Raw genomic sequence first — 24,777 nt, 5'->3', positions numbered from 1 at the left:
CGGATGCTGCACGACCGGGTGCTGGTCCGTACCGACATCGCCGAGGGCGAGCGCCGTTCCAGCGGCGGCATCGTCATTCCGGCGACCGCGGCGGTCGGCCGCCGCCTGGCCTGGGCCGAGGTGGTCGCGGTGGGGCAGAACGTACGGACCGTGGAGCCCGGTGACCGGGTGCTGTACGACCCGGAGGACCGGGCCGAGGTCGAAGTGCGCGGTGTCGCGTACGTACTGATGCGCGAGCGTGATCTGCACGCGGTGGCGGCGGAGCGCCTGGAGGGCGCCCAGGACGCGACGGGGCTGTACCTGTAGGCGGGCCGTTGCCGGGCGGTGCCCGTGGGGGCGGCGTCGCTGAGGTGAAGGCGGGCGGTGACCGGGGTCACCGCCCGTTTTGTGGGTCTTTTGCTAAGGTCGGAAGCATCCCGACGAGACGCGCCGTACCGGGTACGACAAGACGACGCACCCCTGTAGAAGCTCGTTTTCCACGGAGGTGCCGTCATGGCATGGATCCTGCTCGCCGTCGCCGGTCTGCTCGAGGTCGGCTGGTCGATCGGTATGAAGTTCACCGACGGCTTCACCCGGCTCTGGCCCAGTGTCTTCACCGGCGCGGGCATCATCGCCAGCATGCTGCTGCTCTCGTACGCCGCCCGGACCCTGCCGATCGGCACCGCGTACGGCGTCTGGGTCGGCATCGGCGCGGCCGGCGCCGCGGTGGTCGGCATGCTGGTGCTCGGTGAGCCCGCCACCGCCGCGCGGATCTTCTTCATCTGTCTGCTGCTGGTGGCGGTGGTGGGGCTGAAGATGACGTCCGGCCACTGACAGCGGCCCCTACGGCCCCGGGCTGTGCCCCCACGGCCCGGGGCGGCCCCCGCAGCCCCACGCCCCGTACCGCCGCGTCCTCACGCCCCCGGGAAGTTCTCCCACCCGCCGACGCCGCCGTAGCCTCCGTCGTCCCCGCCTCCCATGGCGCCTCCCATGCCGCCGCCGATGCCGCCCCGGCCGCCGCCGATGCCGCCTTCGGCGCCGCCGGTGGGGGGCTCCACGGTGGGCCAGTCCTCGGTGGGGCCGGTGGTGGGCTCCTCGGTCGGGAACGTCGGGAAGCTCGGGCCGGGGGCCGTGGTCGGGCCGCTGGTCGGCGGGGTGCCGGTCGGGCCGGTGGGCGGGAGGGTGTCGGTCGGCGGTGCCGCGCTGGTGCTCGGCGGCGCGCTGGGCGTGGTGGGCGCCTCGCTGGGCGCCTGGCTCGCGCCCGCCTCCAGGTCCAGGTCGAAGTCCTTGACGGGTTTGCCCTCCAGGGCGGCCGCGGTGTACGCGGCCCAGATCTCGGCGGGGAAGCCGCCGCCGTTGATCCGGGCCAGGCCCGCCGCGCCGTACAGCGGCTTCTGCGCGCCGGTGTCCGGGTCCTGGCCCAGGACGCCGACGACGGTGGCCAGGTCGGGGGTGTAGCCCGCGAACCAGGCGGCCTTGTCCTCCTCCGCCGTGCCGGTCTTGCCGGCCGCGGGCCGTCCGGCGGCGCGGGCCGCGGAGCCGGTGCCGCCGGGGCTCTCGATGACGCTGCGCAGGATCGAGGTGGTGGTGTCGGCGGCGTTGCGGGGCACCGCGGTCTTGTCGCCGCGGTCCGGCAGGTCGACGCTCTCGCCGCCCTTGGTGGCCTTGCCGACGAGGCTGTACGCGCGCTGCTTGCCGTGGTTGGCGAGGGTCGCGTACACCTGCGTCATGTCCAGCACGCTGGGGGTGGCGGTGCCGAGGGCGATGGCGCCCTGGGCGTCGCCGAGGCCCGGTGTGTCCTTGGGGACACCGAGGTCGATGGCGGTGTCCTTGACCTTCTGCGGGCCGACGTCGACACCCATCTGGGCATACACGGCGTTGACGGACTTGTCGGTGGCGGTGGAGACGGTGATCGGGCCGTAGGAGCGGCCGTCCTCGTTCTCGGGGGCGAAGCCGGTGCGCCGGCCGTCGCTGATGGCCTCGCGCTTGTTGGTGCCGTCGTAGACCGTGTTCGGGGTGATCTTGTTGCCGTCCTGGGTGACGGCGTTGTGGGCGACGGCGGAGGCGAAGACGATCGGCTTGAAGATCGAGCCGACCTGGTAGTCGCGGCGGGTGGCGCTGTTGACGTACTGCTTGGCGTAGTCGATGCCGCCGTACATGGCGACGACGTTGCCGGTGGCGGGGTCGATGGAGGCGCCGCCGGCCCGTACGTAGCGGTCGGCCCTGGAGGTGCCGAGGCGCTGGGTCAGCTTCTGGTCGACGGCTTCGACCAGGGCGTCCTGGCGTTTCCGGTCGATGGTGGTGGTGATGCGGTAGCCGCCCGCCGCCAGTGTCCGATCATCGATGATCTTGTTGTTGGTCAGATAGTCCTTGATCGCTTCGACGAGGTAGCCGCGCTGTCCGGACAGGCCGGTGGGCGGCTTGGCCTTGCCGGGCGTGGGGAACTTCAGCGAGGCCCGTTCGGACGCGCTGATCCACTTCTTCTTGACCATGCCGTCCAGGACGTAGTTCCAGCGGTCCAGGGCGCGCTGCCGGTTCTCGGGGTGGGTGGCGACGTCGTACGCGCTGGGGGCGTTGAGCAGGGTGGCGAGGTAGGCGCCCTCGGCGGTGGTGAGCCGGTCGGAGTTCTTGCCGTAGTACGCCTGGGCCGCGGCCTGGATGCCGTACGCGTTGCGGCCGTAGTAGCTGGTGTTGAGGTAGCCCTCCAGGATCTCGGACTTGCTGCGTTCGCGGTCCAGCTTGATCGCGATGAAGAACTCCTTGGCCTTGCGGGTGATGGTCTGTTCCTGGCCGAGGTAGTAGTTCTTCACGTACTGCTGGGTGATGGTGGAGCCGGACTGCTTGCCCTTGCCGGTGACGGTGTTCCACGCGGCGCGGAGCATGGCGACGGGGTCGACGGCGGACTCGGAGTAGAAGTCGCGGTCCTCGGCGGCCAGTACGGCTTCCTGGGTCGTCTTCGGCACCTGGCTCAGCGGGACGTTCTCGCGGTTGACCTTGCCGTCGCGGGCGATCTGGCTGCCGTCGGCGTACAGGTAGACGTTGCTCTGCGCCTGGGCCGTGCGGTTGGCGGCGGGGATGGGGACGAGCATGTACCCGGCGACGAGGCCGCCCGCGATCAGCAGCAGGATGAGCAGGAAGCCGCCCAGCACCATCCGCCAGGTGGGGATGGCGCGCCGCCAGCCGGTGCGCTTCGGCCGGTTCCCGGCGCCCTTGCCGCCCTTCTCGCCGGCCGTGGGGTTCGGCGGACGGTCGTCCCCGTCGGCGGCCGCGGGCAACTCGGAGCGTGCGGCCCACCTCGGTACGCGGGGGCCGGCCTTGCCGTCCTGCTGCGGATCGTCGCTCATGTCTGTATGGACTCCTCGGCCGCCGCCGAGGGTTGTGCCGCGGCGGATCGGTGGCGTGTCGGGCGATTCGCGTTCAAAGCCGGAAAAGGAACTGTCGCCCGACACGAAACTCTCGCATCATGCCCTTCACCCACGAGGGGCGGCGCGCACCTGTGACCGCCCTGTGACCGGCCGAACGGGTCGTAAAGCTCACCGGAACGGGTGAATAAACACGGGGTCGGCCCCCGCGCGCCCCAGGTTCCTGCGCTCCGGCCCGAGGTGGCGCCCCGTCAGGTGCGGACGGCGCCGGTGGCGTTGTACGCGGCCGTCGTGTCCGCCGGCTTCCGGCGGCTTCCGGCGCCATGCCGCCTACCGTAGCGCCACCGCCTCCGGCGTCTTCACCGGCACCGTCCTCGGCTCCCTCCTCGCCCGCGCCTGTTGGAGGTGCTCCACCTGGGCGAGCCGGCCACCGGCCTGGACGTCGTGGGCAGGGCGAAGGCCGGTGGATTCCTGAGGCGGGCGCCGGGCTCCGGGCGTCGGGGAGACCATCTCCCGGATGTATGCGGGCAGTACGGCACGGTGAGGCATTAATCTGTTCGTATGACTGACGAACTCCCCGATCTGCGCGCTTCGGACGCCGACCGCGACCGGGTCGCCGGAATCCTGCGCGACGCGCTCGCCGAAGGGCGGCTCGCGATGGAGGAGTTCGACGAGCGGCTGACCGCGACGTACGAGGCGCGGACGGTCGGCGCGCTGCGTCCGCTGGTCGCGGACCTGCCGCAGACGTACGACGGCGGAGTGCCGGACACCCGGGCCGGCGGGTCCGGGGCGCCCGCCTGGCGTGAGCGGATCGGCGGCGAGCCGACCTCCCGCGGGGCCTTCGCCTTCTGGAGCGGCTTCTCGCGCAAGGGGCGCTGGACGGCGCCGCGGATCTTCACCGCCGGGGTGTTCCAGGCGGGCGGCGAGATCGACCTGCGGGACGCGAACTTCGAGGCCGGCGAGGTCACGGTGCGCTGCTTCGCGCTGATGGGCGGCATCGACGTCGTGGTGCCGCCGGGCGTCGAGGTGCAGGTGACGGGCGTGGGTTTCATGGGCGGCTTCGACTCCGACGACGGTGAGCCGGGGGACCCGGGCGCCCCGCGCGTGCGGATCACCGGGTTCGCGATGATGGGCGGGGTCGGGTTCCGGCGCAAGATGTCCAAGCTGGAGAGGCAGCGGATCAGGCTGGAGCGCGAACGGCGCGCGGAGCCGGAGCTTCCGGGCGATCAGCGCCGGCCCGGGGCGACGGAGCGCCGGCGCAAGGAGCTGGACTGACGGCGCTCACCGGCCGGGGGACTCCCCGGGGCCGCACCGCGCCGCCCGCACCGGCCCCTTGAGCTGCCGCAGGTCGACCGCGTCGGCCAGCGCCCGGTAGCCCTCGTCGCTCGGATGCAGGTGGTCGCCCGAGTCGTGGGCGGGCCGCAGCCGCGACGGGTCGCGCGGGTCGCGCAGCGCCTTGTCGAAGTCCGCGTACTGCCCGAAGACCTCCCCGGCGCGGATCCGCGCGTTCAGCGCCTGCCGTACGGCGTCGAGCTTCGGCTGGTGGCCGCGGTGGCCGCCGAACGGGGTGAGCGTGCTGCCGATGACCCGTACGCCGCGCGCCGTCGCCCGGCACACGATCTCCCGCATGCCGTCCGCCAGCGTCTCCGGGTCGAGCCGGCGCGGTGACTTGAACAGGTCGTTGAGGCCGATCTCGACGACGACCGCCCGTACCCCCGCGCGGGACAGCACGTCGCGCTCCAGCCGGGACAGCACGCTCGGCCCGTTGTCGGGGGACCAGCGGCTGCCGTCGGTCAGCAGGCGGTTGCCGCTGATGCCCTGGTTGAGGACGCCGTAGCGGGGCGCGCCGGGCTCGGTGCGCAGCCGGCCGGCGAGGAAGTCCGTCCAGCGGTGGTTGGCGCCCGGGGTGGAGGTGATGCCGTCGGTGATCGAGTCGCCGACGGCCACCACCGTGCCCTCGGTACGGGGGCCGCGGACGTCCACACCGGTCAGGTAGCGCCAGGACGGGCTCTGCTCGGTGTAGGGGGCGCCGGTGGTGTCCGCGGCACGGTCGCCGCGCGCCAGGTAGGAGGTCTGCCGGGCGTACGGGTGGTGGGTGGCGGGTCCGGACGGGGCCGGCGAGTAGGTGGTGACCAGGAGGTCGGCGGCGGCCGGCACGGTCAGCCGGACCGGGTCGCTGGTGACCGCGCCGCCCGCCGGGACGGTCACCGCGGGCCGTCCGGAGAAGGTGATCCGGCGCATGGTGCCGGGTGCGGCCGCCGGTCCGCCGGGTACCGCGGCCAGGGCGAGGGAGGCGTGGCCGACGGGCAGCGGGCGGGTGCCGTAGAGGTTGGAGAGCTGGATACGGGCGCTGGTGCCGCCGATGCTCGTGTGCACCACGTTGCGCAGGGAGACGCCGGCGTGGCCGTCGCGGGCGCCGGGTTCGGCGGCCACGGGGGCGGCCGACCACGTTCCGGCCCACCGTTCCGCCGAGGGCGCGCGGCCGCCGCCGGCGGAGTCCTGGGCGTCCTCGCCGCCGGTGTCGAGGAGGAGGACCACGGCGACGACGAGTGCCACCGCCGCCGCCAGGCCGGCGAGCGCGGGGCGGTCCACTCGGGCGGACATCGGGGCACAGTCTCCTGGGGCAGGCGGAGCGGCGTGCTCTGGGCGGGCACGGGGCAGCGTGGGATCAGTGGCGCCGTCGCGGACCGATCGGCCTCTCATGCTGCCACGCGGACGGCCGCCGCGTCCGGCGCCCCGGAGGAGCGGGGAACTCGTGGTTCGCCTCCGGAGTAGGACACAGTTGAACGCACGGCCGGCGTGCGGCGGGGCAGATGTCCGTACGTACGGTGCTGACGGGTTCGAGCGGGTGGAGCGGATGGAACGGACGAAGACGGACGTGGTCCCCGGGGCGGATACGGCCGCGGGAGCGGGCGGGACACCGCCGGGCGGCGCACGCGCGGGCACGGGCCGGGTCCGTGGCCCGGTACCGCCCGGCGGCTTCCCGTACAGCCCCGCGGACGAGGAGAAGCGGCGCGGCGTACGGCGCATGAAGACCCTGGCGACCTGCCTGCTGCTCGGGGTGGCGCTGGTCTACGCCCTCGCCACCTGGGCCAAGGCCGCCGGCGCGGGCGGCTGGGCGGGCTATGTGGCGGCGGCGGCCGAGGCGGGCATGGTCGGCGCGCTGGCCGACTGGTTCGCGGTCACCGCCCTGTTCAAGCGCCCGCTGGGCCTGCCCATCCCGCACACCGCGATCATCCCGTCGAAGAAGGACCAGCTCGGGGTGAGCCTCGGTGACTTCGTCGGCGAGAACTTCCTGTCCGGCGAGGTCGTCCGGCAGCGGCTGCGCAAGGTCGGCATCGGCCGCCGGCTGGGCGCCTGGCTCGCCGAGCCGAAGAACGCCGACCGGGTGACGGCCGAGCTGTCCACCGCGCTGCGCGGCGCGCTGACCGTGCTGCGCGACTCCGACGTGCAGGCGGTGGTCGGCGAGGCGATCACCCGCCGTGCCGACGCGCAGGAGGTCGCGCCGGGCCTCGGCAAGATGCTGGAGAAGGTCGTCGCGGACGGCGGGCACCGGCGGGTCGTGGACCTGATCTGCGTACGGGCCCACGACTGGCTGACCTCGCACGGCGACTCCGTCATGACGGCGGTCTCCGGCGGCGCCCCCGGCTGGACGCCGCGCTTCGTGGACCGCAAGGTCGGCGAGCGGGTCTACAAGGAGCTGCTGCGGTTCGTCACCGAGATGCGGGACATGCCCGAACACCCGGCGCGCGGCGCGGTGGACCGTTTCCTCAAGGATTTCGCGGGCGACCTCCAGTCCGACACCGACACCCGGGAGCGGGTGGAGCGCCTGAAGTCGGAGGTGCTGGGGCGCGGCGAGGTGCAGGACCTGATCGCCTCGGCGTGGGGCTCCGTCCGCACGATGATCGTGGCGGCCGCCGAGGACGAGCGGAGCGAACTGCGGCAGCGCACCCGGGCGGCGCTGCTGTCGCTGGGGCAGCGGATGGCCGGTGACGGCCGGCTCCAGGGCAAGGTCGACGGCTGGCTGGAGGGCGCCGCGGTCTACGTCGTGACGACGTACCGCGCCGAGATCACCTCGCTGATCACCGACACCGTCGCGAGCTGGGACGCCGATCACACCTCGAAGAAGATCGAGGCGCACATCGGGCGCGACCTCCAGTTCATCCGGATCAACGGCACGGTCGTCGGCGCGCTCGCCGGGCTGGGCATCTACGCGGTGTCGCGGCTGCTCGGGGGGTAGGGCGGCCCGGGGGCCGGACGCGGGCCGATGGTGGGAAACCTGCGTCCGGCTCCGGCACCGGCTCCGGCTCCAGACCGGCTCCGGTTCCCTGCTCCGGGGCGTCGCTTCTATGGAAGTCTCCCGCCCCAGCCCCTACCGTGCACCGCGTGCGCGAGCGGATACCGGTGGTGGTGCAGGGGCGGCGACGGCGACGGCCGCGCGCCGTACGGGTGGTGTGGGTGGGCGCGGAACTGGCGGTGACGTTCGGTGTGCTCGTCCTGCTGCTGGTCGTGCACCAGCTCTACTGGACCAACCGGCAGGCGCAGGCGAGCGCGCGTGACCAGGTGGCGCGGCTGGAACGCCAGTGGGACGCGCAGCCCCCGCCGTCCGCCGGACCCGCGCCGGCCGGGCCACCGCCCGGCGCGGCCGCTTCCCCGGCTCCCGGGCGGCACGGCGTCCGCATGAGCCAGGAGTTCCGCGGCGCGCTGGAGCGGACCGCGCCGCCGCGCCCGCGCCGGGACGCCGCGTACGCGGTCCTGCGCATCCCGCGCCTCGGCCTGACCGTCCCCGTCGCCGAGGGCACCAGCAGGTCCGCCGTCCTGAACAAGGGGTACGCGGGCCACTACGCGCACACCGCGCAACCCGGCGAGCAGGGCAACTTCGCGCTCGCCGGGCACCGCAACACGCACGGCGAACCGTTCCGCTTCCTGAACCGGCTGCGGCCCGGCGACACCGTGGAGGTGGTGACCGCGGCCGCCCGCCACACGTACGCGGTCGACCGGATTTTGCCGCGCACCACGCCGTCCGACGGCACCGTCACCGCCCCCGTCCCGTACAGCACCGCCCATCCGGCCCGGCGCTACACCGAGCCGGGTTCCTATCTGACGCTGACGACCTGCACGCCCGAGTACTCCTCGGCGTACCGGCTGGTGGTGTGGGGCCGTCTGACGGGCTCGGCGCCCCGATAGGCTCACCGGCTGTGCTGAAACGTCCCACGCTGCTGTGGCTCCTGGTCCCTCACCTGCTCTATCTCGGTGTGCTGCCGCTGGTGAACCGCGTGACACCGACCGTGCTCGGGCTGCCCTTCCTCGTCTTCTGGATGCTGCTCGCGACCCTGCTGACGCCCGCCTCGGTGTGGCTGGCCTGGCGCGGCGACCGCAAACGGGCCGCGCGGCGGGCCGCGGGCCGCGCGGGCGGGCCGGCCGGGCCGCGCGCCGGAGCGGGTGGCGCGGCATGAACGCGACGATCGCCACCTCCATCTTCGCGGCGTTCATGGTGCTGACGCTGGCCCTGGGCCTGCTGGCGGTCCGCGGCGGCCGCCGCCGCGGCGGCGGGCTCACCGAGTGGTCGGTGGGCGGCCGCAGCCTCGGCACGGTCTTCATCTGGGTGCTGATGGCGGGTGAGAGCTACACCAGCTTCAGCTACCTGGGCGCGGCGGGCTGGGGCTACAACTTCGGTGCCCCGGTCCTCTACGTCCTGGCGTACATGTCCTGCGGCTACGCGATCGGCTTCGTGGTCGGCCCGATGCTCTGGTCGTACGCGCGCCGGCACGGCCTGGTCGGCATCACCGACCTGGTGGCGCACCGCTACGGGCGGCGCTGGCTCGGTACGGCGGTGGCGGTCCTCGCCACCGTCTGCCTGCTGCCGTACATCCAGCTCCAGATCACCGGCATGGGCGTGGTGGTGACGACCATCTCCTACGGCGCGATCAGCCTGAACTGGGCCTACTTCATCGGCTTCGCGGTGACCACGCTCTTCGTCGTGGTCAGCGGGCTGCGCGGCAGCGCCTGGGTGTCCGTGCTGAAGGACATTCTGGTCATCGCGACCCTGGCGTTCCTCGCGGTGTACGTGCCGCTGCACTACTTCGACGGGTACGGGCCCTTCCTGGACCGGATCGTCGCCGAGAAGCCGCAGTGGCTGACCTTCCCCGGCCACGAGTCCGGCGGCCTGGGCCAGGGCTGGTTCATCACCACCTCGCTGCTGAACTCCCTGACCGTCGTCATCTTCCCGACGACCGTCGCGGGCTACCTGGGCGCGCGCAGCTCCGACGCGCTGCGGCGCAACGCGGTGCTGCTGCCCTTCTACAACGTGCTGCTGTTCGTGCCGATGCTGCTGGGCATGGCGGCCCTGTTCGTGGTGCCGGGGCTGACCGGCGCGGACTCCAACCTGGCGCTGTTCAAGCTGGTGGTGGACTCGCTGCCGGCCTGGCTGGTGGGTGTCACCGGGGTCGCCGCCGCACTCTCCTCCATCGTGCCGATGGCCGTGTTCATGCTGGTCATCGGCACGATGTGGGGGAGGAGCGTGCTGGGCGCGGTGCCCCGGCTGGCGAACCGCCAGAAGCTGTGGTCGCAGGTGGTCGTCGTGGTGGCGGGCGCGCTGGCGCTGCTGCTGACGTACACCGCGCCGAACACCCTGGTGCGGCTCTCGCTCATCTCGTACGAGGGGATGGCGCAGCTCGTACCGATGATCCTGCTGGGGCTGGTGTGGCGGCGGCTGACGTTGTACGGAGCCGTCAGCGGCCTGGTCGTGGGCCTCGTGGTGGTCTGCGGGCTGGTCTTCACCGAGCACGACCCGGTGGGGGGCATGAACGCCGGGATCGTGGCGCTCGCGGTGAACCTGGTGGTGGCGCTCGCGGTGACCTGGCTGGCCCCGCGGCCCGTGGACGACCGGCCGGACGCCGAGGTACTGGCGTCGGACCTGGACCCGGACCCGGGCCCCGAGCCGGTGCAGGGGGCCGGGGAGCCGGGGGCGGCCGGGGTCAGCCCTTCGCCGGGGAAGTGATCTTCTTGCCCTCCGGGGAGACGGCGAACCAGGTACCCGTCTTACCCTGCCCCTTGACGTCACCGGGCTGCCTGTCGCCGCTGAAGGTGTAGACGGGCCAGCAGTCGACCGCGAGCTGCTCGGTGCCGTCGGGGCGGGTGACGGTGCTGATCAGCTTCTCGGGGACGCCCTTCAGCTTGCTCTTGTCGGCCGGCCCGACCGGTTTCCACGTGTCCAGGCAGGCGCCGTTGCACCCGAACCTCATCGGCCAGGCGCTGTCCTTGTCGAAGCGGTAGACCGTGCGGCCTGCCTTGTCGACGAGCAGCTTGCCCAGTTGGGGCTGGTCGAAGACGGAGACGTCGGCGGCCGGCCCGGCGGTGGCCTTCCCGCCGTTCGGGGCGAACGCGTTCCAGGTGCCGCCGACGCCGTGGCCCTTGGTGTCGCCGGGGGCGGTGTCCTTGGCGTAGCGGTAGGCGGGCCACCCGCCGATGGTGAGCTGCTTGGTGCCGTCGGCGCGGGTGACCGAGCCGAGGGCGTCCGCGGCCATGCCGGAGGCGGCGGTGGCGTCGTCGGCGGGGACCGGGGGCCAGGTCGTCGCGCAGGCGCCGGAGCAGGCGGAGTTGGGCGGCTCGGCGGTGTCCTTGTCGAAGCGGTACAAGGTCATCCCCTCGCTGTCGGTCACGACGGGCCCCAGCTCGGGGGACTGGCGCAGCGCGAGGGTACGGGCGGGGGCGTCCTGCGCGACGGGCCGGTTGCTGTCGCCCGGCGCGCCGTAGCCGTCACCGCCGGCCTGCCCCTTGCCGGCGCCGTAACCGCTGCCGGCGCCGCCCGACCCGTAGCCGGCGGAATCGCCGCTGCCCGCCTGCACCTTGTCGTTGGCCACCGGAGCGGCATGGGTGCCGGCACCGGAGCCGCAGGCGGCGGTGAGTGCCATGACGGCGGCGGCCGTCACCGCCAGCGCGGCGTGCCGGCGCCGGGCGTCGGGGGAGCGGCGTCGGGCGGGACCGCCGATGCGTACGGGGTTGCGGGCAGTTCGGTCGGACGGGGGCGTCGTGGCGGTGGTGAAGGACGTGACCGTCGTGGCCGTCGTGACCGTCGTGGTGGTCGTGGCGGTGGTGCCGGTCGTGTCGGTGGGTGTCGTCGCGGTGTGTGAGGGCTGGTTCATGGGGCGCTCCTTGAAGGGGTGGGTTTCGGCAGGGGGTGGGTTCCGGGAGGTGTCGTCTGCGGGTGGTGTCCGCGGGTGTGGTCGTGGGCGTGGTCGTGGTCCGTGGGCGTCGTCTGCGGGGTACGAGGAGTGGGGAGCGGGTGTTCAGACGGGGCGGAAGTTGTCATCGCAGGACAGAAAACGCGCCGAAGTGGCGCCCGTACGACGCCCATGCGACGCCCGTACGGTGGTCGTACGGGTCATTCGCCGCCCTGGACGCGCAGGGCGAGCGCCGGGCAGCGCCGCACCGCGAGCTGGGCGCGGCGGCGCATCCGGGCGGGCAGCGGCATCGTGGCCCGCTCCGGATAGCCGTCGGGCCCCAGCCGGACCAAGCCGGGTACGAGGTCGGCGCACAGGCCGTGGCCCCGGCACAGTGTCCAGTCCACGAGCAGCCGCTCTTCGGGCGCGCGGGGCCGGGCGGTGGCCGTGGCCGCGCGGGCGCCGGAGTGCCGTCCGCCGCCGGGTTCCGGCGCGCTGTCGACGCCGTACGTCTCCTCGCCGGTCACCGGCAGCGCGCCGAGCACCGGGCGGCCGCAGCCGGCTCCGCGGGCGTGGCCGTCGAACTCGTCGGGGAAAGCGGCCAGCGCCGAGGCGACGAAACGCGCGGTGCCGTCGGGGTGGCTGCACGCGCCGCGCCGTTGCACGGCCCGCATCCGGGCCCGTACGGCGTCCAGCGCGCGCTGCCCGCCACCGCCGACCGCTTGGCCCAGAGCGTCGGCGAGCGCGGGCAGGCCCAGGACACAGGGCCCGCACTGGCCCGCTGATTCGGCGGCCAGCCAGCGCGCGACCCGTACGGTCTCGCCCGCCGGGCAGGTCCCTTCCGGCAGCGGCAGAATCGCCCCCGCGCCGAGCACCGCGCCGTACGCGGCCAGACCGTCGCGGCTGAGAAGGACCGCGGCGGCGGCGGACGGCGACAACCAGGTGCCGTGGTAGCCGCCGACCAGGACGCCCTGGCCCGGCCCGAGCCCGCACCGGGCCAGGACGCGGGCGAGCGGCACCCCGGTCGGCGCCTCCACCACCCGTTCGCCGGCCACGGTCAGCAGGGCGGTGCCGGGTTCGGCGGGATCACCCACGGCGCGGTAGCCGAGGGCGCCCAGCCGTGCGGCGACGGCGAGCTGGGCGTACGTCTCGGTGTTGGACAGCAGGGTGGGCAGGCCGCCGAGGCCGCGTTCGCTGGAGCGGACCTTGCGGCCCGAGGGCAGGCCGGGGCCGTGGTTGAGGCCGTCGGTGAGCGCCGTGCCCTCGCCCGTCACGAATCGTTCCGGCAGCAGTTCGGCCCGTACCGGCGTGGACAGCGGCCCCCGTTCGGCGATCGCCCGGCGCACCGACCGGGCCACGTCCGCGCGGGTCACCCCGACCGCGACCTCCTCGGCTCCGAGCGCCCGCGCGGCCAGCAGCGCGCCGTCCAGCACCAGGTGCGGCGCGTACAGCAGCAGCGCCGTGTCCTTGAGGCAACCGGGCTCGCCCTCACTGCCGTTGACGACCACCGCGGCACGCCCGTCCGCGCGGCGCTGCCCCTCCAGGACGGCGCTCAGCTTGCGCGCGAAGGGGAAGCCCGCGCCGCCGCGGCCGCGCAGGCCGGTGTCCTCGGCCAGCGCCACCAGTTCGCTCGCGGACAGGCCCGGCGGGCTGCCGTGCCGGGTGAGGTGCGCCACCCGGTCCAGGCGCTCCGCACCGTCCAGCCCGGCCAGCAGCCGGGGTGCCCCGAGCACGCCCAGAGCCGGAACGGGGACGGCGGGGGCACGGCCGACGACGGGCAGGGTGACCGTGGTGTCCGGCGCGAGCAGCTTCATGACGGGAACTCCATTGACTCGGTGAGACGTTGAGGCATCCGGGGGACCACAGAAGCCGCCCCAGTAGGCGGGGCGATACCGCCCCGCCGGCGCAGTGCAGTCCGCCGGCGCAGTGCAGTCCGGCAGGCGCAGTGCGGCCCCGCAGGCGCACGGCGGCATGGCGGCGCAGTGCGGCCCCGGAGGCGTACGAGCGGGATCTGCGCGCGTAGCGGTACGTCATGGCCGGACGCCGCGGGTGTGGCGGGCGGCGTGGCGGGTGGAGTGGGCCGGGGCCCGTGGGCCGTCGGCGTCCGCGTCCGGTGGTCGGCCGACCGGCGCCGCGCCCCGCCACGGCGCCCGCAGCCGCAGGACGAGCACCACCGCGACCCCCGCGACGCACAGCGTGTATCCGGCGGTGACCCAGCCGGCGGCCGGGCGGCCCGACTTCAGACCGTGCACCAGCGCCGCGCACCAGGCCACGTACGCGCCCATGTGCAGTACCCGCCACCACCGCGACCCGCGGTGCGAGGTGAACGCGCCGCGCACCGCGCCGGTCACCGCCGCCGCGAGGAAGAGGTAGCCGGCCAGCGTGCCGAGGCCGATGAGCAGCGGCCGGCCGCCGTCGGCGAACGGCACCGCGGCGGCCGTTCCGCTGGTCCGGCCGCGCCCGACCTGTACCCCGATGTGCAGGGCGAGGAAGCCCAGTCCGGCGACGCCGGTACCGCGGTGCACGGCCTGCGCGACCAGCCGGTGGCCGGAGTGCAGCAGCAGCCGGTCGGTGGCGGCCAGGCCCCACAGCACGGTGCCGGTGAGCGAGACCAGCGCGAGGACGCCCGCGCCGAAGTCCAGGAAGTCGAGCATCCGCCGGGGCGCGCCGGCCTGGGTGGCCACGGCGAGGAAGAGGAGCACGACGGCCGGCAGGGCCGGGCGCAGGGCGGTCCGCAGACGGGACGCGGGCATCGGGCCTCCTTGAGGAGGGTGCGGGAAGAAGACGCGGGAGGGAGAAGACGTGAAGACGAGGGAGGGAGAAGACGCGAAGACGCGGGAGGGAGAAGGCGCGGGGCAGGAAGAAGGTGCGGGGCAGGAAGAAGGTGCGGGGGAAGAAGGCGCGGGAGCACGGCGGCGGCCGCCGGTTTCGGCGGGCGGGGCCCGGGTCGGGCCACCGGGTTATTCACCACGGTTTATGCGCGTGTCCCGCCGGGGCGCGTAAAGGTGTGCGCCAAAGGCAGTGACCGGGGTGAGCAGCAGCATCACGGACCGCCGCCGGGCCGTCCTCCGGTTTATCGCGCTGTGACAAATTCCTGCACCGGCATCGAAGTTACGCCAGGTAACTCCGGATGGTGCCCCTCCAAGCACGACCACCGCTCGAAGTACGTCCGCACGGCGCTTCCGAGCAGCAGGGCCGTACCCCCCTCCGCATCACGCCAGGAACGAGGTAGCGATGTGTGATCTCCTGAACCGCATCTGGTCACGCCCCCGTGGTGAATGGACCCGCGTTCTGAGAAAGGAACTCCCGGCGCTCGCCGAGAAGGTGACCGAGGAGCTGCGGACCGGATTTCCCGCCTTTTCCGCCCTTCTCGCGGAAACGGGTGCCGAAGCGACCCGCCGGGCCGTGGAACAGGCCATGCTGGTGGCGCTCGGCTACCAGGAAACCGCGGAGCGCGTCCGGCGGACCGGGGACCTCGTCGTCACCCCGCTGCCGGTGGCGCCGGCCCGCCGGGAACTGTTCGCCGCCCTCTCCGGCGCCGAGGACGTCCCCGACGTCGCCCTTGCCGAAAGGGCCCGCCGCGCCGGCTGGCCCGTACCGGCACGCGTCCAGGCCATCGCCCTCACCTCGCCCGCCGAAGCCCCCCAACTGGCCGCCGCCCTCGGCGACGCCCTCATCGGCACGGTCGACGGCGACACCTGCCTGCTCGTCCCCGACCCCGGGACGCAGACCCGCGCCCGGCTGGAGGCCGCGCTCAAGGGCCGGGCGGCGGCGGTCGGCCACACCGTACCGGCGGGCGACACCGCGTCCTCGCTGCGCTGGGCCCGTGCCCTGCTCGCACTGTCGCCCGGCCGTGGCGGACCCGACACCCGCCCGGCCTTCGTCGACGACCACCTCTCCGCACTGCTCCTCCTCCAGGACGAATCGCTGGCGCGGGCCCTGGCCTCCCGCTGGCTGAGCCCGCTCGACGACCTGACGCCGCGCCAGAGCGAGCGCCTGGAGGTGACCTTGCTGGCCTGGCTGGAAAGCGGCGGCGCGCCCGAAGCGGCCAGGGTGCTCCACGTGCACCCGCAGACCGTGCGCTACCGCCTGCGGCAGATCGAGAAGCTGTTCGGGCCCGCGCTGCGCGATCCGCGTACCCGCTTCGAGCTGGAGATGGCGCTGCGCAGCCGCCGCCTGATGGCCCACGTGCGGCGCTACCGCTCACGGGCCGGCCGCCGGGCCCGGGCCGTCGCCTCCACCATCCGGCCGCTGGGCGTGGCCAGGGAGGCCCGGGTCAACGGGTTGTGACCGGCCCACCGTGACCGCGGCGGCCCCGGGCTCCCCTCCGGGGCCGCCGCCCTGTGCGCGGGCTGCCGTCCAGCGGGGGCGAGGCCAAGGTCCGGTGCGGGCCCGGCGTCCGGTGCGAGCCCAACGACCGGTGCGAGCCCAACGACCGGTGCGGGCCCGGAGCCCGGTGCCGCAGCGCTGCCGTTACGCTGGGGCGGACCCGAAAGCGGGACCCGTGCCCAAGGAGGGAGAGCACATGCGGCGCTGCGCCGACGCCTGGCGGCTGTCCATGGGTGCGCTCTTCTTCCTGCTCGCCGGGTTCCTCCTCGCCGAGAGCGGACTGGCTCCGGCGCTCGCCTCCGCGGCGGCCACCGCCGCCCTCCTGCTGCTGTGCCGCGCCTTCCTGGCCGCCGCGCTCGCCCGGCCCGAGCCGCCGGGCCGGGTCCGTACCGCCCTGCGCGACCGGGAACGCCGTACGGCCTTCCTGCCGCAACGCGACCCCGACGCCGCGGGCCGCCCGCGGCCCAGGGCCCCCGGCCGTCCCCTCCCGACGGCCGCGTAGGCGCCTTTCCCCTCGCACTGTGCGGGTGCTCCGGCCCCGCGCGGCTCGTCACGCCGATTCCGCGTTCCGGCACGACGAGACCCGTGGAGGGCTCACCCATGTCCGTTTTCTCCACCTTGGGCAGCGCGCTGTCCCAGGCCGCCGACCTCATCGAACCGCTCTTCGGCGCCTCGGCGACGGCCGCCGCGATCATCCTCTGCACCCTGGGCGTACGCGCCGCGCTGCACCCGCTCGCCCGCGCCGCCGCCCGCGGCGAGAAGACCCGTTCCGCCCACGCGCCGCGCCTGGCCGAGCTGCGGCGCAGGTACGCGAAGGACCCGCGGCGGCTGCGGGAGGAGACGGCCGCCCTCTACGCCGGGACCGGCTCCTCGCCCCTGGCCGGCTGCCTGCCGGCGCTCCTGCAACTGCCCGTCTTCTTCGTCATGTACCACCTGTTCACCAGCGACGGCAGCGGCCTGCTGGGGCACACGCTGCTGGGCGCGCCGCTCGGCGGGCACTGGGCACAGGCGCTGGCGGACGGCGGGGTGTTCGGGCCGCACGGGCTGGTCTACCTCGCGCTGTTCGCGTCGGCCGCCGCCGTCGCCACCTGGAATTACCGGCGGGCCCGTACGGCGGTGACGCGGAACCCGGCGGCGCTCGCGGCCCTCGGGCAGACGGGGGCGGCCGACGGTGGCACGGCGCCCGGCCTCGCCGGTATGACGAAGGTGCTGCCGCTGCTGTCCTTCGGGACGCTGGTCAGCATCGCGGTACTGCCCCTGGCCGCCGCGCTCTACCTGGTGACGACCACGGCGTGGACGGCGTGCGAGCGGGCGCTGCTGCACCGGGACGGCAGCGGCGAGGGCGCGCGGGAGGAGGGCGCCGCGGCGCCGGCCCGTACCGCCGGGTAACGGTCCAGTACGTGAACCGGGTCTTGCGGAGCGGACGCCGTTCTCGGAGGATCGTCCGAATCGCTCGATGGCCGTCCCCATCGGCCGGTCCGGGAGAACCCTCCCGGACCGACCCTTCGACCACGGGAGTTGTACCGATGAAGCTGCTGCGAGTCGGTCCGGTGGGGGCGGAACGCCCGGCGCTGCTCGACAGGCAAGGCGTCCTGCGCGACCTGTCGTCGCTGGTCACGGACATTGACGGGGCGCTGCTCGGGGACAGTGCGGTCCTTGGGCGGATACGGGCGGCGGCGGCCGCCGGGATGCTGCCGCGCCTGGAGCCGGCCGGTCTGCGCACCGGGCCGCCGGTCGCCCGGATCGGCAAGATCGTGTGCATCGGGCTGAACTACCACGACCACGCGCGCGAGACCGGCGCCGCCGTCCCGGCCGAACCGATCGTCTTCATGAAGGCGCCGGACACGGTCGTCGGGCCCGACGACCCGGTGCTGGTGCCGCGCGGCAGCGTGAAGACGGACTGGGAGGCCGAACTGGCCGTCGTCATCGGCCGTACCGCGCGCTATCTGGAGACCGACGAGGAGGCCCGCGCCGCCGTCGCCGGGTACACCATCGCGCACGACGTCTCCGAACGGGAGTTCCAGATCGAGCGCGGCGGCCAGTGGGACAAGGGCAAGAACTGCGAGACGTTCAACCCGCTGGGTCCGTGGCTGGTGACGGCGGACGAGGTGCCCGACCCGCAGGCGCTGGGCGTACGGCTGTGGGTCAACGGCGCGCTGCGGCAGGACGGCACGACCGCCGAGCAGATCTTCCCGGTGGCCGAAGTGGTCCGGTACGTGAGCCGGTTCATGACCCTGTATCCGGGCGACGTCATCAACACCGGCACCCCGGCGGGCGTGGCGATGGGCTGCCCGGACCCCAAGCCGTATCTGCGCGCCGGTGACGTGGTGGAGCTGGAGATCGATGGTCTGGGGCGGCAGCGGCAGGTGCTGAAGGACGCCTGACGGCCACTCGGGCGCCGGTGCCGGCGGGGTGGCCGGTGGCCGGCTGTCGGCTGGACAGGGGGACTCGCCGTACGGGTGGGTGGGCTGACCGGCTGCCCGGTCCGCCTGTGCACATAGTGCGTATATGCCTGCAAAAAAGACAAAACGGACCCAGGTGGTGGGTGCCGCCGCACTGGGGGCCGTGGCCGCCGTGCTCCTCGGCCTGGTCGCGGCGCTCGGCTTCGCGGCCCCGCTGCCCGGCGGCCTCGGCCCGTGCCGGGGGAGCCAGTGCCCGTCCTCGTACGCCGATCCGAACAACGGGCCGGTGGCCGGGCGGGACGAGAACATCAACATCTTCGTCGGCGGGGACTTCCGCGTCGGCGGCTCGGCCGCCGAGGCCGAGGGCAAGATCGTCACCCTCGGCAGCTTCGACATGAACAAGACCGGCGGCTCCAGCGTCTACAACGTGGGCATCGTCGGCGTCGGCTCCCGGGTGCCCCCGCCCAACGGCTCCGACTTCCTGACCGTGGGCGGTGACGTGACCATCGCCCCCGGCCAGCGGCTGCTCGCCGAGGAAGGCAGCACGCACGGCGTCGTCGCGTACGAAGGCAGGCTGACCGGCACGGTGATCCCCCAGTCGGACCAGCGGCCGGGCGTCGCCGACCCGTACCGCGGGCTGGTGCCCGCCCTGACGGCGAGCAGCCGGTGCTACGCCCGGACCGGCGACGGGCAGCGGCCCGTGACCGGCACCGCCGTCAACCAGGGCTACTCGACGGTCTTCACCGGCGACGGCAGGTCCGCCCTCCAGGTCTTCAACGTCGACTTCGACCTGGTGGGCCGCAACGGCGGCGCCCAGGGCATCACCTTCACGGGCATCCCGGAGGGCGCGACCGTCCTGGTCAACGTGCTCGGCGACGCCCGCACCATCAACACGTACATCGGACACGACCTCCGGCCGCCCGGCCTCCGCGAGCGGCTGCTGTGGAACTTCCCGGACGCGAACACGGTCGAGTTCAAGGGCGGCGCGCAGTTCCAGGGGAGTGTGCTGGTCGGCAAGGAGGGCAGTACGACCACCGTTTCGGTGCCGGGCATGAACGGCCGGTTCTTCACGGTCGGTTCGCTGGTGCACACCTCGACGTCCGGCGCGGAGATGCACAACTACCCGTTCAACGGGGACCTGCCGGACTGCCGCGAGCCCAGCCCGAGCCCCACACCGAGCCCCACGGAGCCGTCACCGAGCCCCACGGAGCCGTCCCCGAGCCCCACGGAGCCGTCCCCGTCGCCCACGGAGCCGTCACCGAGCCCCACGGAGCCGTCCCCGTCGCCCACGGACCCGAGCCCGTCCCCGACCGACCCGAGCCCGTCCCCGACCGACGAGCCGTCACCCACCCCCACGGACCCCACGCCGACCGACGAGCCGTCACCCACCCCCACGGACCCCACGCCGACCGACGAGCCGTCACCGTCACCCACGGACCCGAGCCCGTCGCCGACGGACCCCACGCCGACCCCCACCCCGACGGACCCGACACCGTCCCCGACCGGGCCGACACCGTCCCCGACGCCTTCGCCGACCGAGCCACTGCCGACGCCGACGCCGACGCCGACCGCACCGTCACCGACTCCCACCGACCCGACACGGCCGCCGTCGCCGACACCCCCCGACCCGACCCCGGAACCGACGGAGCCGACGCCCAGCCCGACCGATCCGACCCCGGAACCGACCCGCCCGACCCCGGAGCCGACCGAACCAACTCCGGACCCCACCGACCCGACTCCGGACCCCACCGACCCCACTCCGGAACCGCCCACTCCGGAACCGACCTCCACCGAACCGACCTCACCCCCGTCACCGACCACCACCGTGACCCCGGTTCCGACCCCGGAGCCCACGGACTCCTCCTCCGGTGGCCCCGTGCCCGGTCCGGGGCCGACGGATGACGGGGACCAGTTGGCGCACAGCGGCGGCGCCTTCCGGGATCCGCTGTTCATCGGCGCGGCAGTGGCCGCCGTCGTCAGCGGTGTGGTGCTGGTGCTGATCATCCGCACCCGCCGCCGCTCCGGCTGACCTCCGGGTCAGTCCGCCGGCCGCTGCTCGATGTAGCGCCCCAGGGCGTCGACCACCAGCGCGTGGTCGTCGCCCTGGGGGAGGCCGGAGACCGCGACCGTGCCGACGACTCCCGTACCGCGCAGCCTTACGGGGAAGGCGCCGCCGTGCGCGGCGTAGCGGTCGGGGTCGAGCCGGGACGATTCTTCGAACGTCCGGCCCTTGGCGCGGAAGCGGGCGCCGACGAGGTACGAGGACTCCGCGTACCGCTCGACGACGCGGCACTTGCGCTCGATCCACGCGTCGTTGTCCGCCGACGTTCCCGGCAGGGCGCAGTGGAAGAGCTGCTGCGTGCCGCGCCGGATGTCGACGGTCACGGCCGCGCCGCGTTCGCGCGCCAGGTCCGTCAGCAGGCAGCCGAGCCGCCAGGCGTCCTCGTTGCCGAAGCGGTCCAGGACCAGGCGGCGCTCCTGTTCCTCCAGTTCGCGGACCTGGTGACGGGCCGCCTCGCGCTCGTCCGTCCCGTTCGGTGCAACCGTGCCGTTCACGCCGCTCATGCCGTCTCCTCGATCCGGACCGCGCGGCCCTCGGCCGCCGATGTCCTCGCCGCCTCCAGGACGCGCAGCGAGGCTGCCGCCTCCCTGGCGCTCACCGGCGGCTCGCCGCCGGTACGCAGCGCCTCCGCGACGGCGGCGTAGTACGCGGGGTAGGCGCCGGGCAGGGTCGGCACCGGGTCGCCGCCGCCGGTCGGCGGGGACTCCCCCGAGCCGATCCGGCCCCACGCCGACTCCGGCTCCACGCCCCAGCCGGCCGGGTCGTCGCCCGGCCGGCGCCCCTCGCGCAGCGCCGCTTCCTGCGGGTCCAGGCCGTACTTCACGTAGCCCGCGCGGCTGCCCAGCACCCGGAAGCGCGGGCCGAGTTGGGCGGTGGTCGCGCTCACCCACAGGTGCGAGCGGACGCCGTTCGCGTGGGTGAGGGCGAGGAACGTGTCGTCGTCGGCCTCGGCGCCCGGGCGGCGGACGTCGGCCTCGGCGTAGACCAGGGTGACCGGCCCGAACAGGGCGAGTGCCTGGTCGGCGACGTGGCTGCCGAGGTCGTACAGCAGCCCGCCGATCTCCGCCGGGTCGCCGGACTCGCGCCAGCCGCCTTTCGGCCGCGGCCGCCAGCGTTCGAAGCGTGACTCGAAACGCCGCACATCGCCGAGCGCGCCCTCGGTGACCAGTTGGCGCACCGTACGGAAGTCGTTGTCCCAGCGGCGGTTCTGGAAGACGGAGAGCAGCAGGCCGCGCTCGTCCGCGAGGGCGGCCAGCTCATCGGCCTCGGCGGCCGCCCCGGCGAGCGGCTTGTCGACGACGACCGGCAGCCCGGCCTCCAGCGCGGCCCGGGCGAGCGCGACGTGCGTCTTGTTGGGGGACGCGATGACGACGAGGTCCAGTTCGCCGGCGCGGTCCAGCACCTCGTCGGGGGTGGCGACCGTGCGGACCCGGGGGTGTTCGGCGCGGGCCTGAGCCTGCCGGTCCGGGCTGCCGGTGGAGACGGTGTCCAGCACCAGGCCGTCGGTGGCGGCGATCAGCGGGGCGTGGAAGACCGAGCCGGCCAGGCCGTAGCCGATCAGGCCGACGCGGAGGGGTGTGCCGGGGGAGTCGTTCATGCCACCCACTTAAGCAACGCTGTTGCCAAAGTGCAAGCAATGCGGACAATGGACGGGTGACCAGCAACGACCCCGCTGAACGTGTCGCCGCACCGGCCTTCGCGCCGCCCGGCGGCGGAGCCGGCCTGCCCGCCCTGCGCGGCCACAACACCGCACTGGTGCTCGGCCTGCTGCGGACGGCGGGACCGGCGGGCGTCAGCAGGCTGGAGCTGGCCGCGCACACCGGCCTGACCCCGCAGGCCGTCAGCAAGATCACCGCCCGGCTGCGGGCGGACGGCCTGGTGGCCGAGGCGGGCCGGCGCGCCTCCACCGGCGGCAAACCGCGTACGGTGCTGTGCCTGGTGCCCGGGGCCCGGTACGCGATCGGGCTGCACCTGGACCGCGACGAGCTGACCGCCGTCCTCACCGACCTCGCGGGCCGTACCGTCGCGGAGCGCACCGCCCCGCTCGACCTCGGCGCGGGCGCCCCCGCCGTGCTCGACGCGGTGGCCGGACAGCTCGCGGCGCTGCCGGACGAGGCCCGCTCACCCCGCGTCCTGGGCGTCGGCGCCGCCTGCCCGGGGCCGCTCGACCACGCGGCCGGGGTGCTCCGCCGGGTCACCGGCTTCCCCGACTGGGACGGCTTCCCGCTGCGCGACGCGCTCGCCCACCGGCTCGGCCTTCCCGTCGTCCTCGACAAGGACACCAACGCCGCGGCGCTCGGGCTGGCCCAGCGCGAACCCGGCGGCCGGGGCTCGTTCGGCTATCTGCACCTCGGTACGGGCCTGGGCGCCGGCCTGGTGCTCGGCGGCGCGCTCTACCGGGGGGCCAGGACCGGCGCGGGGGAGTTCGGCCACCAGGTGCTGCACCTGGACGGGCCGCGCTGCGGATGCGGCAAGCGTGGCTGCGTCGAGGCGCTGTGCCTGGACCGGGCGGCGCGCGGCGAGCCCGCCGAGGCGGCGCGCATCCTGGGCGTCGCCGCGGCCAACCTCGTGGAACTGCTCGACATCGACCGCGTCCTGCTCGGCGGCCGTACGGTGCTGGCGTCTCCCGGCACGTACGTACGCGGCGTGGCCGACGCCCTGGCCGAACAGGCCCGCACACGCGGCGACGGCCGTACGCCCGCGGTCCCCGTGGCACTGGCCGAGGGCGGCGCGCGGACGGTCGCGGACGGCGCGGCGCACCTCGTACTGGCACCGCTCTTCGGGTCGCCGGGGACACCATTCGGCGCGGGAGCGGCCCCGGGATCGCGCTGAGCGGCCTCGGGACCGCGTGGGAGCGGCCCCGGAACCGCGCTGAGCCGCCACGAAACCGCGCTGATCGGCCGCGGGACTGCGCAGGAGCGGCCCCGAACCGCGCTGATCGGCCGCGGGACTGCGCTGAATGCGCGGCATTCGGGCGATCAGGCGGCCGCACCGGCGGCGTCGGTGCCACGGCGGCGGTGCCGCATGGCAAGGTCCGAAGCCGACCGGTCATACGAGCGGCAGGAGCGTCCGTGATGTCCGTGCGTCCGCCCCGCGCGTTGCCCCGCGCCACCCTCGCTGCGGCCTTGCTGGCCGCGACCCTCCTGATCGGCACGCCACCGGTGTACGGCGGCCCGGCGACGGCGGCCCGTACGGCGGCCGTCCCCGCCGCTGCCGGCGCGACCGCACCGCGGTCCGAGCCCCGCGCCACCGACGCCCCGGCCCGCCCCGACGCCCCGGCCGCCCGCCTCGACGCCCCGGTCCGCCCCGGCCCCCCTGCCCACCTGGCCGACACCGGTGCGCCGGGGGTGTCCCGCGTCGGGGCCGCCGCCCTGGTGTTCCTGTCCGCCGGCGCGCTGCTCGTGGCGGCGGCCCGCCACCTCCGCCGGCGCTGACCCCGGCGCGAGCGCCCGGCTCCGCCGGTCCGCGCCGTGCCGGGAGGGCGAGGCGCTGCCGACCCGGCCCCGCGCGCGGCCCCGGCCCCCGGGCGCTCGGCGGGGTCAAGATCGTGGCGGCTGACTTAGGCTGGGGGCGTCGGCCATACGTACGAGACGCAGGTCACCCGCAGGGTTGCGCGGCGCGTACGGGACCCGCGACGGCGCGGGCCCGGCCGGCACCCCTGGCAGACACGCACGGCGGGAGACCGGCAGTGGCAGAGCGCAAGCCGATCGAGTCATGGCTGACCGACATGGACGGGGTGCTGATGCACGAGGGCATCCCGGTGCCCGGTGCGGACGCCTTCATCAAGCGGCTGCGCGAATCGGGCAAGCCCTTCCTCGTCCTGACCAACAACTCCATCTACACCCCGCGTGATCTGCACGCCCGGCTGAACCGGATCGGGCTGGACGTGCCCTGGGAGTCCATCTGGACCTCCGCGCTGGCCACCGCCCAGTTCCTGGACGAGCAGCGGCCGTCCGGCACCGCGTACGTCATCGGCGAGGCGGGTCTGACCACCGCGCTGCACGACATCGGCTACGTCCTCACCGACCACGAGCCGGACTACGTCGTGCTCGGCGAGACCCGTACGTACAGCTTCGAGGCGCTCACCAAGGCCATCCGGCTGATCAACGACGGCGCCCGGTTCATCGCCACCAACCCGGACGAGACCGGCCCCTCGGCGCAGGGCGCGCTGCCCGCGACCGGCTCGGTGGCCGCACTGATCACCAAGGCGACGGGTGTGGAGCCGTACTTCGTCGGCAAGCCCAACCCGCTGATGATGCGGCACGGCCTGAACGTCATCGGCGCGCACAGTGAGACCTCCGCGATGATCGGCGACCGGATGGACACCGACGTGCTGGCCGGCCTGGAGGCGGGCATGGAGACGTTCCTGGTGCTGACCGGGCTCACCGGCAAGGGCGACATCGAGCGCCACCCGTTCCGGCCGTCACGGGTCGTCGACTCCATCGCCGACCTCGTCGAACTGGTGTGACCCGGACGGCCGT

General features: G+C 74.4%; 22 protein-coding genes and 1 riboswitch. Of the genes, 15 read left to right on the top strand and 7 right to left on the bottom strand.

What is annotated here, in order from left to right; translation table 11 throughout:
• The first annotated feature begins 3 nt into the window (after positions 1-3).
• Both ACH4EB_RS20760 and ACH4EB_RS20755 read left to right on the top strand, forming a co-directional pair.
• Positions 4-306, top strand: coding sequence for a GroES family chaperonin (locus ACH4EB_RS20760; protein WP_398349136.1), 303 nt, complete (start codon positions 4-6; stop codon positions 304-306).
• An 87-nt stretch (positions 307-393) separates the two neighbouring features.
• Positions 394-458: riboswitch (guanidine-III (ykkC-III) riboswitch) on the top strand.
• Positions 459-492: 34 nt separating this feature from the next.
• Positions 493-813, top strand: coding sequence for a DMT family transporter (locus ACH4EB_RS20755; RefSeq protein WP_398349003.1), 321 nt, complete (start codon positions 493-495; stop codon positions 811-813).
• Between the two features lie 80 nt (positions 814-893).
• Here the strand turns inward: ACH4EB_RS20755 and ACH4EB_RS20750 are convergent, their stop codons facing one another.
• Complete coding sequence (locus tag ACH4EB_RS20750) at positions 894-3,323, bottom strand: transglycosylase domain-containing protein (protein WP_398349002.1); 2,430 nt, start codon at positions 3,321-3,323, stop codon at positions 894-896.
• A 579-nt stretch (positions 3,324-3,902) separates the two neighbouring features.
• On the opposite strand from ACH4EB_RS20750, the gene ACH4EB_RS20745 reads away from it, so the two are divergent.
• Positions 3,903-4,616, top strand: coding sequence for a DUF1707 domain-containing protein (locus ACH4EB_RS20745; protein ID WP_398349001.1), 714 nt, complete (start codon positions 3,903-3,905; stop codon positions 4,614-4,616).
• Between the two features lie 6 nt (positions 4,617-4,622).
• On the opposite strand, the gene ACH4EB_RS20740 is transcribed toward ACH4EB_RS20745, so the two are convergent.
• Entirely contained in the window at positions 4,623-5,945 is a 1,323-nt protein-coding gene (locus tag ACH4EB_RS20740) for an SGNH/GDSL hydrolase family protein (RefSeq protein ID WP_398349000.1), read from the bottom strand.
• Between the two features lie 253 nt (positions 5,946-6,198).
• Here ACH4EB_RS20740 and ACH4EB_RS20735 point away from each other — a divergent pair, with 253 nt between their 5' ends.
• The 4 genes from ACH4EB_RS20735 to ACH4EB_RS20720 all read left to right on the top strand — a co-directional run bounded on the left by ACH4EB_RS20735 (position 6,199) and on the right by ACH4EB_RS20720 (position 10,341).
• Positions 6,199-7,581: a DUF445 domain-containing protein gene (locus ACH4EB_RS20735; RefSeq protein WP_398348999.1), complete on the top strand. Its 1,383-nt coding sequence runs from the start codon at positions 6,199-6,201 to the stop codon at positions 7,579-7,581.
• A gap of 146 nt (positions 7,582-7,727) precedes the next feature.
• On the top strand, positions 7,728-8,528 hold the full coding sequence (locus ACH4EB_RS20730; RefSeq protein WP_398348998.1) for a class E sortase: 801 nt from the start codon (positions 7,728-7,730) through the stop codon (positions 8,526-8,528).
• Positions 8,529-8,539: 11 nt separating this feature from the next.
• Positions 8,540-8,797: a DUF3311 domain-containing protein gene (locus ACH4EB_RS20725; protein ID WP_398348997.1), complete on the top strand. Its 258-nt coding sequence runs from the start codon at positions 8,540-8,542 to the stop codon at positions 8,795-8,797.
• Positions 8,794-10,341: a sodium:solute symporter gene (locus ACH4EB_RS20720; RefSeq protein ID WP_398348996.1), complete on the top strand. Its 1,548-nt coding sequence runs from the start codon at positions 8,794-8,796 to the stop codon at positions 10,339-10,341. Before ACH4EB_RS20725 ends, ACH4EB_RS20720 begins: the two co-directional genes overlap by 4 nt.
• On the opposite strand, the gene ACH4EB_RS20715 is transcribed toward ACH4EB_RS20720, so the two are convergent.
• From ACH4EB_RS20715 to ACH4EB_RS20705, 3 genes are all read right to left on the bottom strand, one after another.
• Positions 10,319-11,485, bottom strand: a complete 1,167-nt coding sequence (locus ACH4EB_RS20715) for an SCO0930 family lipoprotein (RefSeq protein ID WP_398348995.1) — start codon at positions 11,483-11,485, stop codon at positions 10,319-10,321. The two genes, ACH4EB_RS20720 and ACH4EB_RS20715, sit on opposite strands and share 23 nt — an antisense overlap.
• Before the next feature lie 239 nt (positions 11,486-11,724).
• Positions 11,725-13,317 carry an NADH-ubiquinone oxidoreductase-F iron-sulfur binding region domain-containing protein gene (locus ACH4EB_RS20710; protein ID WP_398348994.1) on the bottom strand — a complete coding sequence of 531 codons (1,593 nt, stop codon included), beginning with the start codon at positions 13,315-13,317 and terminating at the stop codon, positions 11,725-11,727.
• Between the two features lie 216 nt (positions 13,318-13,533).
• On the bottom strand, positions 13,534-14,256 hold the full coding sequence (locus ACH4EB_RS20705; protein WP_398348993.1) for a hypothetical protein: 723 nt from the start codon (positions 14,254-14,256) through the stop codon (positions 13,534-13,536).
• A gap of 481 nt (positions 14,257-14,737) precedes the next feature.
• On the opposite strand from ACH4EB_RS20705, the gene ACH4EB_RS20700 reads away from it, so the two are divergent.
• The 5 genes from ACH4EB_RS20700 to ACH4EB_RS20680 all read left to right on the top strand — a co-directional run bounded on the left by ACH4EB_RS20700 (position 14,738) and on the right by ACH4EB_RS20680 (position 20,263).
• Entirely contained in the window at positions 14,738-15,793 is a 1,056-nt protein-coding gene (locus tag ACH4EB_RS20700; RefSeq protein ID WP_398348992.1) for a PucR family transcriptional regulator, read from the top strand.
• Positions 15,794-16,028: 235 nt separating this feature from the next.
• Entirely contained in the window at positions 16,029-16,334 is a 306-nt protein-coding gene (locus ACH4EB_RS20695; RefSeq protein WP_398348991.1) for a DUF6412 domain-containing protein, read from the top strand.
• A 98-nt stretch (positions 16,335-16,432) separates the two neighbouring features.
• Positions 16,433-17,221, top strand: coding sequence for a YidC/Oxa1 family membrane protein insertase (locus tag ACH4EB_RS20690; protein WP_398348990.1), 789 nt, complete (start codon positions 16,433-16,435; stop codon positions 17,219-17,221).
• A 137-nt stretch (positions 17,222-17,358) separates the two neighbouring features.
• Positions 17,359-18,216, top strand: coding sequence for a fumarylacetoacetate hydrolase family protein (locus ACH4EB_RS20685; protein WP_398348989.1), 858 nt, complete (start codon positions 17,359-17,361; stop codon positions 18,214-18,216).
• Positions 18,217-18,340: 124 nt separating this feature from the next.
• Positions 18,341-20,263 carry a choice-of-anchor A family protein gene (locus ACH4EB_RS20680; protein WP_398348988.1) on the top strand — a complete coding sequence of 641 codons (1,923 nt, stop codon included), beginning with the start codon at positions 18,341-18,343 and terminating at the stop codon, positions 20,261-20,263.
• An 8-nt stretch (positions 20,264-20,271) separates the two neighbouring features.
• Here ACH4EB_RS20680 and ACH4EB_RS20675 read toward each other — a convergent pair whose 3' ends face one another.
• Both ACH4EB_RS20675 and ACH4EB_RS20670 read right to left on the bottom strand, forming a co-directional pair.
• The gene (locus ACH4EB_RS20675) at positions 20,272-20,799 is read right to left on the bottom strand and encodes a heme-degrading domain-containing protein (protein ID WP_398348987.1); all 528 of its coding nucleotides are present in this window, start codon (positions 20,797-20,799) and stop codon (positions 20,272-20,274) included.
• The gene (locus ACH4EB_RS20670; RefSeq protein WP_398348986.1) at positions 20,796-21,893 is read right to left on the bottom strand and encodes a Gfo/Idh/MocA family oxidoreductase; all 1,098 of its coding nucleotides are present in this window, start codon (positions 21,891-21,893) and stop codon (positions 20,796-20,798) included. The genes ACH4EB_RS20675 and ACH4EB_RS20670 overlap by 4 nt, the downstream gene beginning before the upstream one ends.
• A 56-nt stretch (positions 21,894-21,949) precedes the next feature.
• On the opposite strand from ACH4EB_RS20670, the gene ACH4EB_RS20665 reads away from it, so the two are divergent.
• From ACH4EB_RS20665 to ACH4EB_RS20655, 3 genes are all read left to right on the top strand, one after another.
• Entirely contained in the window at positions 21,950-23,128 is a 1,179-nt protein-coding gene (locus tag ACH4EB_RS20665; RefSeq protein WP_398348985.1) for an ROK family protein, read from the top strand.
• Positions 23,129-23,370: 242 nt separating this feature from the next.
• Complete coding sequence (locus ACH4EB_RS20660; RefSeq protein WP_398348984.1) at positions 23,371-23,730, top strand: hypothetical protein; 360 nt, start codon at positions 23,371-23,373, stop codon at positions 23,728-23,730.
• Between the two features lie 254 nt (positions 23,731-23,984).
• On the top strand, positions 23,985-24,764 hold the full coding sequence (locus ACH4EB_RS20655; protein WP_398348983.1) for an HAD-IIA family hydrolase: 780 nt from the start codon (positions 23,985-23,987) through the stop codon (positions 24,762-24,764).
• Positions 24,765-24,777: the final 13 nt, after the last annotated feature.

The organism is Streptomyces sp. NPDC018045, assembly GCF_044327445.1.
Classification (GTDB): Bacteria; Actinomycetota; Actinomycetes; order Streptomycetales; family Streptomycetaceae; genus Streptomyces.
The sequence above is the reverse complement of the archived record's forward strand: the minus strand, read 5'-3'. Positions and strand labels throughout refer to the sequence as shown.

Coding starts and splice junctions, on each gene's coding strand:
- ACH4EB_RS20760 (WP_398349136.1), top strand. CDS start 4: ATGCTGCACGACCGGGTGCTGGTCCGTACCGACATCGCCGAGGGCGAG.
- ACH4EB_RS20755 (WP_398349003.1), top strand. CDS start 493: ATGGCATGGATCCTGCTCGCCGTCGCCGGTCTGCTCGAGGTCGGCTGG.
- ACH4EB_RS20750 (WP_398349002.1), bottom strand. CDS start 3,323: ATGAGCGACGATCCGCAGCAGGACGGCAAGGCCGGCCCCCGCGTACCG.
- ACH4EB_RS20745 (WP_398349001.1), top strand. CDS start 3,903: ATGACTGACGAACTCCCCGATCTGCGCGCTTCGGACGCCGACCGCGAC.
- ACH4EB_RS20740 (WP_398349000.1), bottom strand. CDS start 5,945: ATGTCCGCCCGAGTGGACCGCCCCGCGCTCGCCGGCCTGGCGGCGGCG.
- ACH4EB_RS20735 (WP_398348999.1), top strand. CDS start 6,199: ATGGAACGGACGAAGACGGACGTGGTCCCCGGGGCGGATACGGCCGCG.
- ACH4EB_RS20720 (WP_398348996.1), top strand. CDS start 8,794: ATGAACGCGACGATCGCCACCTCCATCTTCGCGGCGTTCATGGTGCTG.
- ACH4EB_RS20715 (WP_398348995.1), bottom strand. CDS start 11,485: ATGAACCAGCCCTCACACACCGCGACGACACCCACCGACACGACCGGC.
- ACH4EB_RS20710 (WP_398348994.1), bottom strand. CDS start 13,317: ATGAAGCTGCTCGCGCCGGACACCACGGTCACCCTGCCCGTCGTCGGC.
- ACH4EB_RS20705 (WP_398348993.1), bottom strand. CDS start 14,256: ATGCCCGCGTCCCGTCTGCGGACCGCCCTGCGCCCGGCCCTGCCGGCC.
- ACH4EB_RS20700 (WP_398348992.1), top strand. CDS start 14,738: ATGTGTGATCTCCTGAACCGCATCTGGTCACGCCCCCGTGGTGAATGG.
- ACH4EB_RS20695 (WP_398348991.1), top strand. CDS start 16,029: ATGCGGCGCTGCGCCGACGCCTGGCGGCTGTCCATGGGTGCGCTCTTC.
- ACH4EB_RS20690 (WP_398348990.1), top strand. CDS start 16,433: ATGTCCGTTTTCTCCACCTTGGGCAGCGCGCTGTCCCAGGCCGCCGAC.
- ACH4EB_RS20685 (WP_398348989.1), top strand. CDS start 17,359: ATGAAGCTGCTGCGAGTCGGTCCGGTGGGGGCGGAACGCCCGGCGCTG.
- ACH4EB_RS20680 (WP_398348988.1), top strand. CDS start 18,341: ATGCCTGCAAAAAAGACAAAACGGACCCAGGTGGTGGGTGCCGCCGCA.
- ACH4EB_RS20675 (WP_398348987.1), bottom strand. CDS start 20,799: ATGAGCGGCGTGAACGGCACGGTTGCACCGAACGGGACGGACGAGCGC.
- ACH4EB_RS20670 (WP_398348986.1), bottom strand. CDS start 21,893: ATGAACGACTCCCCCGGCACACCCCTCCGCGTCGGCCTGATCGGCTAC.
- ACH4EB_RS20660 (WP_398348984.1), top strand. CDS start 23,371: ATGTCCGTGCGTCCGCCCCGCGCGTTGCCCCGCGCCACCCTCGCTGCG.